Source organism: Pseudonocardia sp. NPDC049154, assembly GCF_040648315.1.
Classification (GTDB): domain Bacteria; phylum Actinomycetota; class Actinomycetes; order Mycobacteriales; family Pseudonocardiaceae; genus Pseudonocardia.
This window is the reverse complement of record NZ_JBEZDN010000050.1, coordinates 36,091-53,041: the sequence shown is the minus strand read 5'-3', so window position 1 is coordinate 53,041 and position 16,951 is coordinate 36,091. Positions and strand designations below refer to the sequence as shown.

The following is a 16,951-nucleotide window of genomic DNA, read 5'->3' as shown; positions in this document are numbered from 1 at the left end:
CACCGTGGCCGTGGCCCGGCGCGGCCTCCCCGCCGCCGGCGACGACGCCCGCGACCCGGGCCGGGCCCGTCGGATCCTCGACGAGCGGCTGGCGGCGGGGGAGATCGACCTCGTCGAGCACGAACGGCTGCGGACCGCGCTCGCGGACGCGGAGCGGAGCGACCGGTGACGGCGCGAGCTCGGAGCCGGCCGGGCATGGGGGACATCTGTCTGGCGATCACGCGGTCGACCGTGGAGGCGACTCGATTGTTCGCCACCAGTGCCCTCGCGGCGCCGGCGGGCCTGATCGGGCGCTGGGTGCGGAGCGACGACGGCTCGCGGTCGAGGGTGTTCCGGGAGACGACCGTCAGGGGACGACGTCCGGCCGACCCGGTCGTGCTGGTGGTCCGGTTCCGGCTGCGGTGGGTCGGCCGAGCGCGGTGGGCGCACACCGTGTTCCGCTCGATCTGTGCGGCCAGCACACCGGCGTTCGCGGGCTTCCCGGGCTTCGTGACCAAGCTCTGGCTCGCCGACCCGTGGACCCGGGTCTACCGCGGCGTCTACGAGTGGGACGGGGCCGATCGCGCCGAGTGGTACGCGGCGCGGCTCACGCGCGTGCTGGGCCTCGTGTCCGTGCGGGGCTCGGTCGCCCACGTGGTGCTCGAGGGACTGGACCGCGACGGGTTCGTCGACGGACGCCTGCCCCTTCCCAGTGGCACGCCTTCCGAGCGGAGGGCGTCGTGAAGGACCGGAGAAGGACGTGCCTGGTCCGGGTCCTGCGGCCGCCGGCCGCGGACCTGCCCGCCGCACTCGTCGTGGTGCAGCACCGACGCCCGGGCCACGACGGTCTGCTCGTGAGGACGGGAAGTCCTTCGGCCGGGCCCGACGGGGAGGACGGCACTCCTGCCGCGGCCACATCCGGAGCAGTGTCCCTCGAAGATCCGGCCGAACGCAGGAGGACGTCGTGCACGAGGCGAAGCGCTGGACCGTGTCGATCGACATCGACGAGTACGAGGGCAGGACACGCGCGGTGGCGCGACTGCACACGCGGGACAGCGACCGCGTGGTGGGGACCGGCCTGGCCCGGTTGAACCCGGCGGACCGGGACGTGCCCGAGATCGGCGACGAGCTCGCGGCAGCACGGGCCCTGTCGGAGCTCACCCACCGGCTGCTCGACATCACCGCGGGCGACCTGGAACGGGCCAATGCACAGGCACGGAGCGGCGGCTGATCTCGCGTCGGCACGGCAGCAGTGATCACCGGGGCCCGGCGCCGGTGGCGGTCTCCTCGGGGTCCGCATCACCGGCGTCCGCTCCGGGGACGAGGTCCTCGGGCCGGCCGAGCAGGCGGGCGATCTCCCGCAGGAGCCGTCCGCCGGTGGCGCCGTCACTGGCGCGGTGGTCCGCCGCGAGCGTGAGGTCCACGACCGGACGGGGGACGACGGCGTCCTCGACCACCCATGGCCGGGCGCGTACGGCGCCGATACCGATCAGCGCGACCTGCGGCGGATAGATGACACCGGTGACGCTGTCGACGCCGAGTTCACCGAGGTTGGTGACGGTCGCCGTGGCGCCGCCGGCCTCCGACGAGCGCAGGTGCCCGCCGCGGGCGCGTGCCCCCGCCCCGGCGAGGGCGCGCATGAGTGCGTCGAGCCCGAGGGCGTCCGCGTCGCGCAGCACGGGTACGGCGAGCCCGCCGCCCCGGAGCGAGACCGCGACGCCGAGGTGGACGTTCTCGCAGGGGCGGAAGGCGTCGTCGATCCAATGCCCGTTGAGCTCGGGAACCGCGCGCAGGCCCAGGGCGACGGCGTGCAGGAGCAGCGCCGCCGGCAGTACGCGGTCCTGGACGGGGATGCTCCTGTTGTGGGCGCGCAGGCGCTCCAGCGCCGCGGCCAGGTCCACCTGGGTGCCCAGGTAGTAGTGCGGGATCTCGCGTTTGGAGCGCGCCATCAGCGCGGCCGTCGCGCGGCGCGGGTCCCGTGCGGGGCGCGGGGCCGGTGGGACCACGGCCGGCTCCGGCAGGTCTCTGGCCCGGACGAGTCCACGCGGGCCCGAGCCGCGGATCGACACCAGGTCCAGTCCGCGTTCGACGGCCAGCCGACGCGCGTACGGAGTCACCCTCGGCCGGTGCCGCGCGCGCTCGACCGGGTGCAGGACGTGCTCCAGGTCGGCTCGCGTGATCCTCCCTCCGGGACCCGTGCCGGGCACGGTGTTCAGGTCGATCCCCGCCTCGGCCGCGTGGAGCCGGACCAGGGGTGACCCGACCCGTGGCCCGGACGGGACGGACGACGGCCCGGGCGTCGGCCCGGGCTCCGGTGGTGGCCCGGGTTCGGGCGGCGGCACGGGGGGACCGGGCTCGGGGGGTGGCCCTGGTTCGGGTGGGGGCACCGGCTCCGGCGGTGTGGGTGGCGGCGTGCCCACCGGCACCTTCCGCCCCACGTCGACGAGCAGCCGTTGCACCACCCCGGAGTCGAAGCACTCGACGTCGATGACCGCCTTGTCGGTGTCGACCACGGCGATCACGTCGCCGCGGTGGACCTCGTCACCGGGTGAGACGAGCCACTCCAGGACGGTGCCCTCGGTCATGTCGGCACCGAGGGCCGGCATCGTGAACTCGGCCATCTCAGCGGACCGCCAGGTGGGCCGCCTCGACGATGCGCCCGACCGAGGGCAACGCCGCCTCCTCCAGCTGACGGGCGTAGGGGATCGGCACCTCGACGGCGCCGATCCGTTCGACCGGGGCGTCGAGCTCGTCGAGGGCCTCCTCCGCCACCCGCGCGACGATCTCCGCCCCGGGTCCGCCGGTGCGCCACGCGTTGTCCACCACCAGGAGCCGGTGGGTGCGGGCGACCGACTCGAGCACCGTCGCGGTGTCGAGCGGGCGGAGCGTGCGCAGGTCCACGACCTCTGCGGAGACCTCGCCGGTCGCCAGCTCGACGGCCGTCTCGAGGGCAGGGGCCAGCGTGCCGCCGTAGGCCACCACCGTGACGTCGGACCCGGCCCGGCGCACCACCGCCCGGTCGAGGTCGACCGGGCCGGTGGACGCGGCCAGCTCCCCGCGCACGCCGTACAGCCCGATCTGCTCGAAGACGAGCACCGGATCCGGGTCGGCGAGCGCGGTGGCGAGCATGCCGCGGGCGTCCTCCAGGGTCGCGGGCGCCACCACCCGCAAGCCCGGGACGTGCGCGAACCACCCCTCCAGGGTGTGCGAGTGCTGGGCGGCGAGCTGCCGCCCGGGCCCGGTGGGGATGCGCACGACGAGCGGCACGTTGAGCTGCCCGCCGGACATGTGCCGCAGGGTCGCGGCGTTGTTGACGATCTGGTCGAGCGCGATCATGGCGAAGTTGACCGTCATGATCTCGACGATCGGCACGGTGTCGCCGAGCGCGGCGCCGATGCCGGCACCGACGAACGCCGACTCGGACAGCGGCGTGTCCCGGACCCGCTCCTCGCCGAACTCCTCGAGCAGGCCCTGGCTCACGGCGAAGCAGCCGCCGTAGCGGCCGACGTCCTCGCCCATGAGGAAGACCCGGTCGTCGGCGGCCAGGGCCTCGCGCAGACCCTCGCGAAAGGCCTCGCGGAAGGTGAGGGTCCGGGGTTCGGCGGTCACGGTCACCGGGCGACCCCCGGGTCAGTCGTGGTGGTCACGAATCGGATGAGGTCCTCGACGGGCTCGACGGGCGCCGCCTCGGCCGCGCGCACGGCCTCGTCGATCTCCCGGCCGACGGCCTCATCGAGCTCCTTGCGGGCCGCGTCGTCCAGCAGCCCGTCGGCGGTGAGGGCCGCGGCCAGCAGGTCCACGGGGTCCCGCAGGCGCCAGGCCTCGACCTCGGCACGGTCCCGGTAGCGGTCGGCGTCGTACATCGAGTGCGCCCGGAAGCGGTAGGTGCGCAGCTCCAGGAAGCAGGGCCCGCCGCCCGCGCGTGCGGTGTCGACGGCGAGCGCGGTGGCCTCGCGCACCGCGACGGCGTCCATCCGGTCGACCGCCCACGACCGGACCCCGTAGGACCCCGCGCGCAACGCGAGATCGGTCTCGGCGTGGCTGCGGGCGAGCGCCGTGCCCATCGCGTACCGGTTGTTCTCGCAGCAGAACACCACCGGCAGGTGCCACAGCGCGGCGAGGTTGAGCGACTCGTGGAACTCGCCTTCCGCCACCGCGCCGTCGCCGAACAGGCAGGCGGTGACCCGGGGCCGCGCGCGCAGCCGGTCGGCGAGGGCCAGACCGACGGACACGGGGATGCCACCGGCGACGATCGCGTTGCCGCCGTAGAAGCGCCGGCCCGCGTCGAACAGGTGCATCGAGCCGCCCCGTCCGCGACTGCAGCCGGTCACGCGGCCGAACATCTCGGCGAGCAGCGACTCCATCGGCACGCCCCGCGCGAGAGGGTGCCCGTGCTCGCGGTAGGTGGAGACGACGGCGTCCTCGGCGCTCAACGCGGCCAGCACACCGGCGGCGACCGCTTCCTCGCCGACACACAGGTGCAGGAAGACGCGGATCGCACCCGCGCTGTAGAGCTCGACGCACCGCTCCTCGAAGCGCCGGATCCGCAGCATCGTCGTGAACAGACCGCGGGCGCCGGTGCCGCTCACGGTGCGCCCGCCGTCAGGGTCGCGGCGTTCTCCAGTGTGGAGAGGTCGCCCTCGGGCAGCCCGAGCTCGCGGGCCCGGAGCAGCCGGCGCATCACCTTCCCGCTGCGGGTGTGAGGCAGCGCCGGGGCGAACTCGATCGACTTCGGGGCCACCGCGCCGAGCTCGCGGCGGACGAAGGCGAGCAGCTCGCGGCGCAGCTCCTCACTCGGCTCGGCGCCCGCCCGCAGCGTCACGAACGCCTTGACCAACTCGCCGGCGGCCGGGTCCGGAACGCCGATCACGCCCGCCTCCGCGACCGCCGGGTGCCGCATGAGCGTGCTCTCGACCTCGAAGGGCCCGACCAGGTGGCCGGCGGACTTGATGACGTCGTCGGCGCGGCCGACGAACCAGTACCAGCCGTCGTGGTCGCGGCGCACGATGTCGCCGGTGAGGTACCAACCGTCGGCGAAACAGGCGGTGTACCGCTCCGGGGCGCCCAGATATCCGCGGAACATCGACGGCCATCCCGCGCGCAGTGCCAGCTCGCCCTCCGCCGCGCCGTGCAGCACCTTGACCCGGCCGTCGGGCGCCACCAGCGCGCGCCCGTCCGGACCCTGCTCCAGCAGCCCGGCGCCGATCCCGGGCACGGGCCGGCCCATGGAACCGGGCCGGATGTCCGAGCCCGCGAAGTTGGCGATCATGATGGCGCCCGTCTCGGTCTGCCACCAGGTGTCATGGACCGGCCGGCCGAGCACCGCGTCCGCCCACACCACGACCTCGCCGTTGAGCGGCTCGCCGACACTGGCGATCAGCCGCAACGCCGAGTGGTCGTGCCGCCGCGCCTCCTCCGGGCCGGCCGCCATGAACATCCGCAGCGCGGGCGGCGCGGTGTACCAGACCGTCACGCGCTGCTCGTCGAGGACGCGGTACCAGCGGCGCACGTCGAACTCGCGGGCGTCGGCGACCAGCGTCGCCCCGACGACCAGCGGCGCGACGATCCCGTAGGAGGTGCCGGTGACCCACCCGGGGTCGGCGGTGCACCAGTAGACGTCGTCGGGCCGCAGGTCCAGGGCCGCACGGGCGGTGGCGTGGTGGGCGACCACGGCCTCGTGCACGTGCAGGGCGCCCTTGGGGGTGCCGGTCGTGCCGCTGGTGAAGTGCAGCAACGCCGGGTCCTGCGGATCGGTGGGAGCGATGCGGTACTCCGGGCTCGCCGTGTCGAGCAGGTCGTCGAGCGAGCAGCCGTCCTCGCCGGGCGGGCCGACGAACAGCACGTGGCGCAGGCCGGGCAGGGCGGCCCGGATCGGGGCGACGGTCCGCCGGTACAGTGCCGACGTCGTGACCAGGACCGCGGCCTCGCCGAGTTCCATCCTGCGGCGCACCGGTTCCGGGCCGAAGGCGGAGAACAGCGGGGCCAGCACCGCCCGCGCCTTCAGCGTCCCGAGTGCGGCGACGTAGAGCTCGGGCCTCGGGCCGAGCAGGGTGAAGACGCGTTCGCCGGGGCGCACCCCGAGGGTGTCCAGGACGTTCGCGAACCGGTTGCTACGCCGGGCGAGCTCACCGTAGGTCAGCTCGTGGACCGCGCCGTCGCGGTCCAGGAACCGCACGGCGACCCGGCCCCGGCGGGCGGGGTGGGCGGCATGCCGATCGACGGCCTCGTGGGCGATGTTGAGCCCGGCGCCGCCCGGGAGCCCCGACAGCTCCAGCCCGGCGTGCGTCCAGCTGAACTCGCGCCGGGCGCGTCCGTAGTCACCCATGATCGCGGCGCGCCGGACGTGGTCCGGCTTGCCGATCGTGCCGTAGGACATGGCACGAGGGTCGTGGAGGTGGCGCCGACAGGGCAGGGGCCCGGGGCCTCGCGCCGGGGGGACCTCCGTCCCCGACCCGCGGGACCGGGACGACGTCGAGGGCTGACGACCCGAGCCTGCTGGCGTCCCACCGCCCTAGCGTCCCGGCCATGACTCGGATCGGATCCGCCGGCGAGCAGGGTCGGCACCGTGAGACCGGCACCGGGGGAGCGGCAGCGGGAGCGGCGCTCCGGGCGGCCGCGGCCGAGCTGCGGGCGTCGTGCGCGGCTGCGGCACGGGGACCCTGGCGCTGGGCCGATCCGGACCCCGAGGTCGTCGGGGAGGAAGGACACGGGCACCCGCTGAGCGCGAAGGACCTGCCGAGCCCGTCGTCCCGTGCCGCCGCGGAGCCCGCGGCGGCCGGGCCGACCCGGGTCGGCCACGTGGGGGAGCCGCGGGTCACCGAACCGTTGGCCGACCTCCTCACCGCCCTCGCAGCCGGGGTGGAGCGACCGGGCACCGACTCCGCTGCGGAGCCCTACCGGTCAGCGCTCGCGCTGGCCGCCGCGCTGCAGGCCGATCGGTAGGGCGACCCGAAGGCGCCCCCGTCAGGGCCCGCCTGCGGGCGGGGAGGTCTCCTCCACCGTCGGCCGCGGTCGTCAGGCCACGGAATGGGCGAGCGCGGTCCAGGCCCCGTACCCGCCGAGCAGGTCGGACACATCGGCGAATCCGGCGCGGCGCAACAGCGAGGCGGCCACACTGGAGCGGTAGCCGCCGGCGCAGTAGGCCACCACGGGCCGGTCCGACGGGATCTCGGCGAGCCGGTTCGGCAGCTGCGCGGGCGGGATGTGCCAGGCGCCCGGGATGGCACCCCGGGCGAGCTCGCCGGAGTTGCGGACGTCGACCACGACCGGACGCAGCGGCCCGTGCAGCAGCTCGGTGAGCTGCGGGGCGGTCACCCGGCCGGCGCGGGCGATCCGCTCCGGTGCGCCGAGGAACGCGCCCTCGGGTTCGCGCAGGTAGCCCGCGACGCGGTCGAACCCGATGCGGGCCAGCCGAACCACGATCTCCTCCTCGCGGTCCTGCGGGGCGACCACGACGACCTGCTCGTCGGGGCGCACGACAGTGCCTGCGGTCTCGGCGAACCGGCCGTCGGCCGGGACGTTCAGCGCCCCGCCCAGGTGACCGGCGGCGAACTCCTGAGGGTCGCGGGCGTCGACCACCACCGCTCCGGCCTCCTGCAGCCGGAGCACCTCGGCCAGGTCGAGCGGCTGCGCGTGCCGCGCGGGGTCGAACACCTCGTGGGCGCGGCGGTTGAGCACCGCGTCGTGGACGAAGTAGTCCGGTGCCGCCGGTTGGCCCGCCGTCACCAGGGCGACGAAGTCCTCCTCGTCCATCGCCCGGCACGCGTAGTTGCCGGTCCGCTGCGCGCCGATGGTCGACGAGCGCTCGGTGGACAGGTTCTTCCCGCAGGCCGAGCCGGCGCCGTGGGCGGGGAAGACCCGGACCTCGTCGGGCAGCCTCATCAGCCGTCGTACCGACGCGTAGAGCATCCGGCCCAGCTCGTCGGCGGTGTGCCCGATCGAGGCGAGCAGGTCCGGCCGGCCGACGTCGCCGATGAACAGCGCGTCCCCGGTGAGCACACCGTAGGGCACCTCGTCGCGGGCGTGTTCGTACACGAGCACACTGATCGACTCGGGGGTGTGCCCCGGGGTCTCCCAGACCTCGAGGACCACGTCGCCCAGCGCAACGCGTTCACCGTCGCCGAGGTGGCGGACCGGGAACTCGGCCCGTGCCCGGGAGCCGAACCCGATCCACGCTCCGGTGGCCTGCGCCAGCTCGAGGTGCCCGGCCAGGAAGTCGGCATGGAAGTGGGTGTCGATCACCCCGACGATCCGCAGACCGTGCGCGTGCGCGTCGGCGAGGTACTCGCCCACGTCGCGACGGGGGTCGACGACGACCGCCTGCCCCGTCGTCTCGTCCCCGACCAGGTACGACGCCTGGGACAGGCAGTCCAGGTAGTACTGCGTGAAGATCATGAGCGGCGCTCCTCGCTGTTGACCGTGCTGATAGGAGGGGAACCCCCGGGGGTATCCCGATCCTTCCCGGTGACCGGCCCCTTCTCCGGAGGCGAAGGGCCTGGCGTCCCGCGGGTCCGACGACCCCTCTCCGCTCGTCGCGCGCTCGCGCTGTTGCCGAGCGTCGCCCGCACTGCAGATCGACGGTGGTCAGAGGGCCAGCAGGTTCTGGATGCCGACGAACAACCCGACCCCGACGAGCAGCCACGCGAACGCGATCCCGAGCGTGCGCCCGGAGAGCCGGTCGGAGATCCGCTTGCCGAGGAGCGTGCCGACCACGGCGGCCAGGGTGAACGGCACGACGATCCGCCAGTCGAGATGGAGGGCGCCGAGGCGCGAGACCATCGACGAGGCGGAGTTCAGCGCGATGATCAGCAGCGAGGTGCCGATCGCGAGGGTCATCGGCATCCGGAGCATGATCACCAGCACCGGTACCACGAGGAACCCGCCGCCCACGCCGAGGAAGCCGGTGAGGAAGCCGACCGCAGCACCACCCCCGGCGACCTCGGCCGCGAAGGCGAGGAGCGGACCCGCCCGCGATCGCCTGTCCGCCGCGAGGACCGTCCCACCCCCGGCACCGTCCGAGGCGCGTGCCGGCGCGGCGCCGTCGTCCGTGTCCGGCTCGGCGCCGGTCGGGTCCGGGGCGGCGGGTCCGGCGGCCCGCTTGCCGCGGGCGTCGAGCAGCATCGCCAGCGCGGCGATCAGGGTCAGACCCGCGAACGCGAGCATGAGCGTGGGTTGGTCGACGCGGTGGTTGACGGCCGTGCCCAGCCAGGCCGCCGGGACCCCGACGAGGCCGAACATCACGCCCGTCCGCCAGTCGACGCCTCCGGACCGGGCGCGCGCGATCACTCCGGCGGCGGCCGTGACGCCGACGATGACGACGCTGGCCGTGGTCGCGGCCTGGGCCGACTGCCCCAGCAGGTAGACCAGCGCGGGCACCGTGAGGACCCCGCCGCCGCCGCCGAGGCCCCCGATGACGGCGCCCATGACGAGCCCGAGCAGCGCCGCCAGGACGATCATCAGGCCACGCTGCCCGGCGTGCCGTCGTCCCGGACGACGGCCCCGCCCTGCGCCGCCCACGCCTGCATGCCCCCGGCGAGGTTGCGCACGTCCCGTCCGGCGGCGGCGAGCAGCCGCGCGGCCTCCCCGGAGCGGCGTCCGGACCGGCACACCGCCACGACGACCCGGTCCGTGGGGACGGCCGACGGCTCGACCGCGAGCAGCGGCAGGTGGACCGCGCCCGGGATGTGTCCGGCCGCCCATTCGGCGGGCTCGCGGACGTCGAGCAGGAGGGCCCCCTGCGCGGCGAGTCGGTGCGCCTCGGCGGGGTCGACCTGGTCGACGGGGTCTGCTGCGCTCATGAGGTGGCCTCCGATGCTCCTTCTCATTCGGTAGGAACGCCGCCATAATGTACGGTCATTTGTCGGGCGGCAAGCGACGGCGCACGAGCGACCGGGAGGGGCTACCGCTGGGGGGAGCCGCGCGCGGCGAGGCCGGAGGCCGGAGCGTCCTGCCCACCCGCCGGGGTCGACGCGGCGAACTCGCGGAACGCGTCGAAGGCGCGCGGGGCGTAGACCGTGGCCGGCCCGCCGTTCATCAGGATCGCGACGCCGAGCGCCTCGGCCACCTGGGCCTCGCTCGCACCGTGGGCGGCCGCACCCTGGGCGTGCGCGGCGATGCAGCCGTCGCACTCCCGGCTCACCGCGATGGCGAGCGCGATGAGCTCCTTCGTGCCCCGGTCCAGGGCGCCGTCGGCCAGCGCGGCCTCGTGCAGCCCGGCGTAGCCGCGATAGACCGCGGGGATCGCCCGACGCAGCTCCCGACCCAGCTCGCGCACGTCGTCCCGCACCGCCGCTCCGTGCTCGTGGTGTCCCATGTCCGACCTCCGCGTCCTCGGCGGGACCTGCTTCCGTCAGGTCGAGTCTCGTGCGGGGCGCCGGCGCCCGTCTCCGGTCGGAGGAACGCCGACCGGGCGTCGTTCGGCCCGCATCCCGGCCGCCGGACGGCCCCGGCCCCGGTGCCACGTCGTCACATCCCCTTGCCGCCCGGCCGGACGGATGGTGTGCTGGTTCGGTGAGCTCCCGGGGCAGGTCGACGCCGCACGCGTTCTGCGTGTGCCTCCTGGCGGCGGACCAGCTCTCGGTCGACGACCGGCGCTGTCGCCCGCAGTCGTAGCGCCGCCGGTCGATCCGGGTCGGCGCCCGTCGTCCGTTCCGACCAGCCCCGAGGACCCTGCCGTGCGCGCACACGCCCGCCCCGTCACCACCACTCGCCTGTCCGATCCGGAGGGGCGAGACCGCACGCCGTGCGACCCCCGGACCGTCGAGCCGGAGCCGCCTCACGGCGAGCCGGCCCGGTGGACGTCCCTGCTGTGGCGCATCGGCGCCGCGGTCCGGGCGGCGCACTCGTCGTCCGTCCCCTTCTGACCCTGCGCCGACGCGGCCCCCGGCCGGTCGAGGTCTCACCGGACCACGACCGTGGCCATCATCCCGGCGTCCTCGTGGTCGAGGATGTGGCAGTGGTACACACTGCGGCCGGTGTGGGTGGTGAAGGCGATGCGCATCTTCACCCAGCCGCCCGCGGGCACGAGCGTCACGTCCTCGGGGACCCCGGTCGTCGGCCGGCCGTCGCTGGCGGCGACCACCGTGAACGGCCAGACGTGCAGGTGGAACGGATGGGTGAGCGGACCGGAGTTGAGGACCGTCCACTCCTCCACGGTGCCGGCCGCCACGATCTGGTCGTCACGGTCCGGGTCGAACGTGCGCCCGTCGATGGTCATGACCGCCTGACCGCCGCCCCCCATGGGGCCGCCCATGCCCATCCGGAACGTCGTGGACCGCCGTGCGGTGGCGGCCGCGGTCGCAGACTCGGCGGGCAGTGTGGCCGGCAACGCGGGCGCGGACGCCGCCGGCCCGTCGACGACGAGGGTGGCGAGGGTGAGGGGTCCGCCGGACCGGGTGCCGCCCATCATGCCGTCGCCACGGTCGACGGGATCGAGGATCAGCGCGAAGCGCCCGGCTCCCACGGGCGAGACGACGACGTCGGTCCGGTTGCCCGGCGCGAGTACCGCCTGGCTCTCCGCGACCGGGCTCGGGAGGAAGGTGCCGTCCTGTGCGATCCGCGTGAGCGGGTGGCCCTCCAACCGCAGCGCGAACACCCGCGAGGTGCACGCATTGACGATCCGCCAGCGCTGGGCGTGGCCGGACGTGGCCGGCACCATCGGCCGGTGCTGCCCGTTGACCAGCACCAGGTCACCCTCGCGCCCCCGCATCCGGTCCGTGGGGCCGACGGCGGCGACCGAGCCGTCCGGATCGAGTGTGATGTCGGTGACGAGCAGGACCCGGTCGTCGGCGACGGGGAGCGCCGGACCGCCGTCGACGAGCAGGGCGCCGGCGAGGCCGCCGAAGAGCTGATCGGCGACCATGCCGTGGTGGTGCGGGTGGTACCACTGCGTACCGGGTGGGTGGTCGGCGGGAACGCGGTAGCGGTAGTCGAACGACGCGCCCGGCTCGATCTGGACGAAGGGGTTGTCACCGTTGCCCTGCGGGGAGACCCGCAGGCCGTGCGTGTGCAGGTTGGTGGGCTGGTCCAGGCGGTTGGTCAGCCGCACCGCCAGCTCGTCGCCCGGCCGCACGCGCAGCGTCGGCCCCGGTGAGGATCCGTTGTACCCGAGGGCGCGGGCGTCGCGGCCCGCGACCCGCACCCCCGCGGCGGCGACCAGCTCGACGTCCAACCGGCCGTCGCGGGCGACCAGCTCGGCAGGCCGGGCGAGCCCCTCGTCCGTGGAGCCGCCCGGGTCCAGGTCGCCCACCCGGGCGATCGGGCCGTCGGTGGCCGCCCAGCCGGCGGCGCCGGCGATCGCGGCCGCGAGCCCCGCACCGCCGAGCGCCAATGCCCGGCGGCGGCTGATGCGCGTCATCGCACGCTCCCTCCACTCGCCACGGCGTCCGCGGATGGGGCCTCGGAGCAGGGGAGAACGGCCCCTGCACCGCAGCAGTGGCCCGCTACCGCTCCGCTCGGCGGTTGTCGCCGGCCAGCGCGTCGAGGACACGGGCCGGGCCGAGGGCCTCGCCGGTGCGGTTGTAGGGGAGCGCGGACAGCAGCCGGGCCATGGCGCAGGTGTCGGTGAGCGCCGAGACGGTGAGCCCGGCGCCGATGGCCCCGGCGAGCGCGATCGCGGGCCGCTTCCACAGGCTGCCCAGGACCCCGGCGGTGACGAGGCTGCCGGCGACCGGGCGGACCTGGCGTTCCAGTGCCCAGCGGGCGCGGCCGCGCACGACCTCGCCACCGGCGCGCTCGAAGGCCGGGAGGCCACCGTCGAGGACGTGCAGCTCACCCATGCCGACCGCGGCCAGGCGCCGGCGGGCGTCCCCGGCCCGCTCCCCGGACTGGCAGACCAGCACTGTCCGGTGGTCGATCCGGTCGGCGACGTGGGCGGCGTGCTCACCGAGCAGGGGGAGCGGGATGTTGTAGGAGCCGTGGACGTGCACGGTCTGGAACTCGGCGGGGCTGCGGACGTCGAGGATCGTGAGGCGTTCGGGGGCCTCCATCCAGGTCCGCAGGGTCCACGGGTCGACGCCATGGCCGGGTGCGGGGTCGGCGGTGCCGCCGGAGAGGGTGGTCACTGGTCCTCCAGTCGTCGTGCGGTCGGGTACGGGCGCCCGGACCTACCGGGCGCGGGCGGGTTCGGGCTGCTCGGTGTGCAGGCCGGCGTCGGTGGCGTGGGCGTAGTCGTCGTCGACCAGGACGAGGTCGCGGCCGGGCCGGTCGAGGATCGATGCGGCGACGGCGGCGCGGTAGCCGGAGCCGCAGTAGACCCACACCTCGCCTTCGGGGACCTCGTCGAGCCGGTCGAGGAGCTGGTGGATCGGGATGTGGATCGAGCCGTGGACCCCGCCGCCGGCGCGCTCGTCGTCGCGGCGGGCGTCGAGCACGGTGAACCCGTCGGGCCGCTCGGCCAGGGCGGCGGCGAGCCCGGCGAAGTCGCTGACCGGGTAGGTGCGCAGCGGCCGGCCGTCGGCGAGGCGGTCGATCCCGCCGTGGGCGACACCGGCGAGGTGGTCGATCCCGATCCGGACGAGCTCGCGGCGGGCGTGCCCGATCTGCTCGGCGGACTCGCCGATCAGGGTCAGTGGGGCGCCCCACGGGTACAGCCAGCCCAGGTAGGTCAGGAAGTGGGTGGACAGCTCGAAGCCGAGCGAGCCGGCGAGGTGTCCGGCGGCGAACGCGGTGCGCTCGCGCAGGTCGACCACCCATTCCCCGGCCTCGAGTCGGCGGCGAAGCTCGGCCGGGTCGACCGGCTCGGGCAGCGACAGGTCGACCGGGTCGGGGCCGTGCCGGTTGAGCGGGCCCATGTGGGCGTAGTAGGCGGGGAACGCGCCGAGCCCGGCGATGAGGGTGTCGACGTAGTCCTGTTCGGCCAGGGTCAGTGCGGGGTTGACCTCGGCCTGCGCGCCGACGGTGGAGGCGTCGCCGCTGGTCGGGGTGGCCGAGCAGAAGCTGCCGAACCCGTGGGTCGGGAACACCGGGGTGTCGGCGGGCAGCTCGGCGGCCAGCCGGCGCACCGAGTGGTACTGGGCGTGGGTGAGCTGCGCGGTGTCCTCCGGGCGCACGAGGTCGGTGCGTCCGGTGGCGCCGTAGAGCATCGAGCCGCCGGTGAACACCCCGTGGACCTGTCCGTCCGCGTCTTGCAGGACGTAGCTGACGTGGTGGTGGGTGTGTCCGGGGGTGTGCAGCACACGCAGCCGCAGGCGGCCCGCCTCGAGCACCTCGCCGTCGGTGACGGCGTGGTGGTCGAAGTGCAGGTCGTCCCCGCTCGCGAGCACGTACGTGGCGCCGGTGGCGCGGGCCAGCTCGAGCCCGCCGGAGACGTAGTCGTTGTGCACGTGGGTCTCCACCACGTGCGACAGCCGCAGCCCGCCCGCGTCGAGCAGCCCGGTGACCCGGTCGATGTCGCGCTGCGGGTCCACCACGACCGCGGTCTCGCCGTCGTGGACGAGGTAGCTGCGGTCGCCGAGGCTGGTGGTCTCGATCGTCTCGACCCGGAACACGGCCCGGTCGGTCGTCCGGTTCTCGTCGGTCACGGAGGAGCTCCTTCCCTACCCCGTAGGGTATGTGGCGCGGACGCGTCGGTACCGGGGTCCGGCGGGGCGGGTCAGGCCAGAGAGAGGAAGAGGCGCTCCAGCTCGTCCTCGTTCACTCGCTGCGAACCGTCCGCCTCTTCTGTGATGCATTGGCGCAAGCCAGTCGAAATGATCTTGAAGCCGGCCTTGTCCAGTGCACGTGAGGCCGCCGCGAGCTGAGTGACCACGTCCTTGCAGTCGCGACCCTCCTCGATCATCCGGATGATCCCGCCCAGCTGGCCCTGTACGCGCTTGAGGCGTGCCACCACGTCGGTCAGCTTCGCCGCGTTCACGTCCATGGCACGTCTCCTCGGTCTGCTCGTCCGGGTACCCCCCGGGGTATGAACGAGGCTACCAGCTCAGGACGCCCGCGGCACGACCAGCACCGCGCAGGGCGCATGGACGACCGCGGTGCGGGCGGTCAGCCCGAGCTCGTCGGGCCCGTGCGGGCGCAGCCCGCCGACGACCAGGAGATCGGCGTCGAGGGTCTCGTCGAGGACCTCGTGCGGCCAGGCCCGGACGAGGTCACGATCGGCCCGCACACCGGGCCCCTCCGCCACGCCGACCGAGGTCACGAGCTGCCGCCCGCGCTCCACCGCTTCGGCGAGGCCGATGCTGCGTTCCCCGAAGGAGCGTGGCACGGCGTGGACGATCCGCAACCGCGCGCGACACGCTTCCGCCGCGGACGCCGCCGCGGCGACGACGGGCTGGTCCGCCTCGTGCTCCTGGACCGCGGCCACGATCCGGCGGGGCGGAGATGCGTCGCCGCGCAGCAGCAGGACCGCACCGCGGCCGGTCCGGCACCCCCGCGACGCCGCGACCTCCCGTGCGGCGCCCGGCGCGACCTGCGTCACCACCCCTGCGCGGGCGGCCCAGTCCCGGACCCACCCGGGAAGCCCTGGCCCGGGGAGGTCGACCTCGTCGGCGAGCAGCACGGTCATGGTGCGCAGGCCTGTGGGGACGGAGTTCAGCACGGTCATCGAGCGCTCCGGTGCGTCGGTGAGGTACCTGCCCAGGGTGCGTCACGGTCCACGAGTCGGTCAGGGCCGGTCGACCCGTGCACTCGGATCGGGAACGCCCGGCCGTGCCGGGGCCCAAGGTCCCCGCCACGCCGGGCCGATGCGCAGCGGCGCGGTCATCACGGGCTCTGGATGCTCGGGAGCGAGGAAGGGAGGCGCTCATGGCGGAGCGCGCAGCCCGGGAACCCGCGCTGTCCCCGGCACCGGCGGTGGTCGCCGGCATCGACGGGTCGCAGTTGGCGATCGGTGCTGCCACCTGGGCGGCACGGGAGGCGGACCGCCGAGGCGCTGTGCTGCGTCTGATCGAGGTCGTCGAGTGGCAGGCGGACCGCACCGACCATCCCGAGGCGGCGGATGCTGCCGGGCGCAGCCGCTCGCTGCTCCGGCAAGCGGCCCGCCGGCACGTCGACCGGGCGGCCGAGCACTCCGCGTTCCTGGTACCCGACGCACGGATCATCCGGCAGGTGCTCGAGGGCGCCCCGGCGGAGGTGCTCGGGCGGGCCTCGGACGAGGCGGAACTGGTGGTCGTCGGCGGTCCGGTCGGCGGGTGGTCCGGAACGTTGCTCGGCCTCGCGCTCGCCGCCCGCAGCAGCTGCCCGCTGGTCTTCGTCGAGCGTGTCGGTCATGCCCGCCCGGACGGCCCGGTGGTCGTCGGGGTCGACGGGTCGCCAGGCGGCGACGCCGCGTTGCGTGTCGCGCTGCAGGAGGCCCGCGACCGCGCGGCTCCGCTGGAGATCGTCCACGCCTGGAGCGACACCCCGCTCGATCCGTATCTGACGCCGAGCGTGGACTTCGCCGCCTTCGCCCCGGACGTCCGGGCCGCGCTCGACGAACGGGTGGCCCCGTGGGTGGGGGCGTTCCCCGAGGTGGAGGTCCGGCACAGCATCGCCCGGGACCGGCCCGACGCCATGCTCGCCGAGGCGTCGCGGGGAGCGCACCTCCTCGTGGTGGGTGGGTGCGGTCGGCACGAGCGCACCTCGATCGGGATGGGCGAGGTCGCTCGCCGGGTCGTGCTGCTGGCGCAGTGCCCGGTCGTGGTGGTCGGGCCCCGCTGGCGCGGCCCGGGCACTGCCGGGGCGACGGCCGCCCCGAGCACTCCGAGCACTCCGCGCGCCCCGCGGGCGACCGGTGTCACCGGGTGAGCAGCGGGGCTCCGGGCGAGTATCCGACGGAGCACACGAGGTGGCCGGGCTCAGGGTGACGCCCGAGGAGGCGGAGACGGTCCACGAGGTCGTCAGCCCTCACCTCGGGCGGATGTCGACGGAGATCGCGGACACGGACAACCCGCGCTACCGGAGCTACCTCCGTGAGTGGCGGGAGATCCTGATCCGGGTGCGTGACAGCCTGACGATCCCCGTCGTCTGACGACGGAGGAGATCCGGTCGGCTAGGAGAG

At 74.9% G+C, this 16,951-nt stretch carries 19 protein-coding genes; 6 read left to right on the top strand and 13 right to left on the bottom strand.

All coding sequences use genetic code 11. The features are described from left to right. Window positions 1-165 precede the first annotated feature (165 nt). Together AB0B41_RS22940 and AB0B41_RS22935 are read left to right on the top strand one after the other, a co-directional pair. Window positions 166-723, top strand: coding sequence for a hypothetical protein (locus tag AB0B41_RS22940; protein ID WP_358206503.1), 558 nt, complete (start codon window positions 166-168; stop codon window positions 721-723). Window positions 724-943: 220 nt separating this feature from the next. Next, window positions 944-1,210 carry a DUF1876 domain-containing protein gene (locus AB0B41_RS22935; protein WP_358206501.1) on the top strand — a complete coding sequence of 89 codons (267 nt, stop codon included), beginning with the start codon at window positions 944-946 and terminating at the stop codon, window positions 1,208-1,210. Between the two features lie 25 nt (window positions 1,211-1,235). On the opposite strand, the gene AB0B41_RS22930 is transcribed toward AB0B41_RS22935, so the two are convergent. The 4 genes from AB0B41_RS22930 to acsA are packed head-to-tail and all read right to left on the bottom strand — an operon-like array spanning window position 1,236 to window position 6,355. After that, window positions 1,236-2,600 carry a dihydrolipoamide acetyltransferase family protein gene (locus AB0B41_RS22930; RefSeq protein WP_358206499.1) on the bottom strand — a complete coding sequence of 455 codons (1,365 nt, stop codon included), beginning with the start codon at window positions 2,598-2,600 and terminating at the stop codon, window positions 1,236-1,238. A gap of 1 nt (window position 2,601) precedes the next feature. Beyond that, a complete protein-coding gene (locus AB0B41_RS22925; RefSeq protein ID WP_358206496.1) occupies window positions 2,602-3,594 on the bottom strand; it encodes an alpha-ketoacid dehydrogenase subunit beta in 993 nt (330 codons plus the stop codon). Further along, window positions 3,591-4,568 carry a pyruvate dehydrogenase (acetyl-transferring) E1 component subunit alpha gene (gene pdhA, locus AB0B41_RS22920; RefSeq protein ID WP_358206494.1) on the bottom strand — a complete coding sequence of 326 codons (978 nt, stop codon included), beginning with the start codon at window positions 4,566-4,568 and terminating at the stop codon, window positions 3,591-3,593. The genes AB0B41_RS22925 and pdhA overlap by 4 nt, the downstream gene beginning before the upstream one ends. Continuing rightward, window positions 4,565-6,355 carry an acetate--CoA ligase gene (gene acsA, locus AB0B41_RS22915; RefSeq protein WP_358206492.1) on the bottom strand — a complete coding sequence of 597 codons (1,791 nt, stop codon included), beginning with the start codon at window positions 6,353-6,355 and terminating at the stop codon, window positions 4,565-4,567. The genes pdhA and acsA overlap by 4 nt, the downstream gene beginning before the upstream one ends. Before the next feature lie 149 nt (window positions 6,356-6,504). Here acsA and AB0B41_RS22910 point away from each other — a divergent pair, with 149 nt between their 5' ends. Continuing rightward, entirely contained in the window at window positions 6,505-6,921 is a 417-nt protein-coding gene (locus tag AB0B41_RS22910) for a hypothetical protein (protein ID WP_358206490.1), read from the top strand. A gap of 72 nt (window positions 6,922-6,993) precedes the next feature. Here AB0B41_RS22910 and AB0B41_RS22905 read toward each other — a convergent pair whose 3' ends face one another. The 4 genes from AB0B41_RS22905 to AB0B41_RS22890 all read right to left on the bottom strand — a co-directional run bounded on the left by AB0B41_RS22905 (window position 6,994) and on the right by AB0B41_RS22890 (window position 10,291). Further along, the gene (locus AB0B41_RS22905; RefSeq protein ID WP_358206487.1) at window positions 6,994-8,373 is read right to left on the bottom strand and encodes a rhodanese-like domain-containing protein; all 1,380 of its coding nucleotides are present in this window, start codon (window positions 8,371-8,373) and stop codon (window positions 6,994-6,996) included. Between the two features lie 189 nt (window positions 8,374-8,562). After that, window positions 8,563-9,435, bottom strand: coding sequence for a sulfite exporter TauE/SafE family protein (locus AB0B41_RS22900; protein WP_358206485.1), 873 nt, complete (start codon window positions 9,433-9,435; stop codon window positions 8,563-8,565). After that, window positions 9,435-9,776, bottom strand: coding sequence for a rhodanese-like domain-containing protein (locus AB0B41_RS22895; RefSeq protein ID WP_358206482.1), 342 nt, complete (start codon window positions 9,774-9,776; stop codon window positions 9,435-9,437). The genes AB0B41_RS22900 and AB0B41_RS22895 overlap by 1 nt, the downstream gene beginning before the upstream one ends. A 101-nt stretch (window positions 9,777-9,877) precedes the next feature. Then, complete coding sequence (locus tag AB0B41_RS22890; RefSeq protein WP_358206480.1) at window positions 9,878-10,291, bottom strand: carboxymuconolactone decarboxylase family protein; 414 nt, start codon at window positions 10,289-10,291, stop codon at window positions 9,878-9,880. Window positions 10,292-10,652: 361 nt separating this feature from the next. Here AB0B41_RS22890 and AB0B41_RS22885 point away from each other — a divergent pair, with 361 nt between their 5' ends. Next, window positions 10,653-10,841 carry a hypothetical protein gene (locus AB0B41_RS22885; protein WP_358206477.1) on the top strand — a complete coding sequence of 63 codons (189 nt, stop codon included), beginning with the start codon at window positions 10,653-10,655 and terminating at the stop codon, window positions 10,839-10,841. A 35-nt stretch (window positions 10,842-10,876) separates the two neighbouring features. Here AB0B41_RS22885 and AB0B41_RS22880 read toward each other — a convergent pair whose 3' ends face one another. From AB0B41_RS22880 to AB0B41_RS22860, 5 genes are all read right to left on the bottom strand, one after another. After that, complete coding sequence (locus tag AB0B41_RS22880; protein WP_358206475.1) at window positions 10,877-12,334, bottom strand: multicopper oxidase family protein; 1,458 nt, start codon at window positions 12,332-12,334, stop codon at window positions 10,877-10,879. A gap of 85 nt (window positions 12,335-12,419) precedes the next feature. Beyond that, window positions 12,420-13,040 carry a rhodanese-like domain-containing protein gene (locus tag AB0B41_RS22875; RefSeq protein WP_358206473.1) on the bottom strand — a complete coding sequence of 207 codons (621 nt, stop codon included), beginning with the start codon at window positions 13,038-13,040 and terminating at the stop codon, window positions 12,420-12,422. A gap of 42 nt (window positions 13,041-13,082) precedes the next feature. Further along, entirely contained in the window at window positions 13,083-14,498 is a 1,416-nt protein-coding gene (locus AB0B41_RS22870; protein WP_358206471.1) for a rhodanese-like domain-containing protein, read from the bottom strand. 71 nt (window positions 14,499-14,569) lie between these two features. Beyond that, entirely contained in the window at window positions 14,570-14,836 is a 267-nt protein-coding gene (locus AB0B41_RS22865) for a metal-sensitive transcriptional regulator (RefSeq protein ID WP_358206469.1), read from the bottom strand. 60 nt (window positions 14,837-14,896) lie between these two features. Then, window positions 14,897-15,517, bottom strand: a complete 621-nt coding sequence (locus AB0B41_RS22860) for a universal stress protein (RefSeq protein WP_358206467.1) — start codon at window positions 15,515-15,517, stop codon at window positions 14,897-14,899. Window positions 15,518-15,717: 200 nt separating this feature from the next. Here AB0B41_RS22860 and AB0B41_RS22855 point away from each other — a divergent pair, with 200 nt between their 5' ends. Then, window positions 15,718-16,698: a universal stress protein gene (locus AB0B41_RS22855; protein ID WP_358206465.1), complete on the top strand. Its 981-nt coding sequence runs from the start codon at window positions 15,718-15,720 to the stop codon at window positions 16,696-16,698. A gap of 40 nt (window positions 16,699-16,738) precedes the next feature. Then, window positions 16,739-16,921 (top strand): hypothetical protein, encoded by a 183-nt coding sequence (locus AB0B41_RS22850; protein WP_358206463.1) that lies wholly within the window; start codon window positions 16,739-16,741, stop codon window positions 16,919-16,921. Window positions 16,922-16,951 lie beyond the last annotated feature (30 nt).

Coding starts and splice junctions, on each gene's coding strand:
- AB0B41_RS22865 (WP_358206469.1), bottom strand. CDS start 14,836: ATGGACGTGAACGCGGCGAAGCTGACCGACGTGGTGGCACGCCTCAAG.
- AB0B41_RS22910 (WP_358206490.1), top strand. CDS start 6,505: ATGACTCGGATCGGATCCGCCGGCGAGCAGGGTCGGCACCGTGAGACC.
- AB0B41_RS22900 (WP_358206485.1), bottom strand. CDS start 9,435: ATGATCGTCCTGGCGGCGCTGCTCGGGCTCGTCATGGGCGCCGTCATC.
- AB0B41_RS22905 (WP_358206487.1), bottom strand. CDS start 8,373: ATGATCTTCACGCAGTACTACCTGGACTGCCTGTCCCAGGCGTCGTAC.
- AB0B41_RS22880 (WP_358206475.1), bottom strand. CDS start 12,334: ATGACGCGCATCAGCCGCCGCCGGGCATTGGCGCTCGGCGGTGCGGGG.
- AB0B41_RS22895 (WP_358206482.1), bottom strand. CDS start 9,776: ATGAGCGCAGCAGACCCCGTCGACCAGGTCGACCCCGCCGAGGCGCAC.
- AB0B41_RS22860 (WP_358206467.1), bottom strand. CDS start 15,517: ATGACCGTGCTGAACTCCGTCCCCACAGGCCTGCGCACCATGACCGTG.
- AB0B41_RS22855 (WP_358206465.1), top strand. CDS start 15,718: ATGGCGGAGCGCGCAGCCCGGGAACCCGCGCTGTCCCCGGCACCGGCG.
- AB0B41_RS22890 (WP_358206480.1), bottom strand. CDS start 10,291: ATGGGACACCACGAGCACGGAGCGGCGGTGCGGGACGACGTGCGCGAG.
- AB0B41_RS22930 (WP_358206499.1), bottom strand. CDS start 2,600: ATGGCCGAGTTCACGATGCCGGCCCTCGGTGCCGACATGACCGAGGGC.
- acsA (WP_358206492.1), bottom strand. CDS start 6,355: ATGTCCTACGGCACGATCGGCAAGCCGGACCACGTCCGGCGCGCCGCG.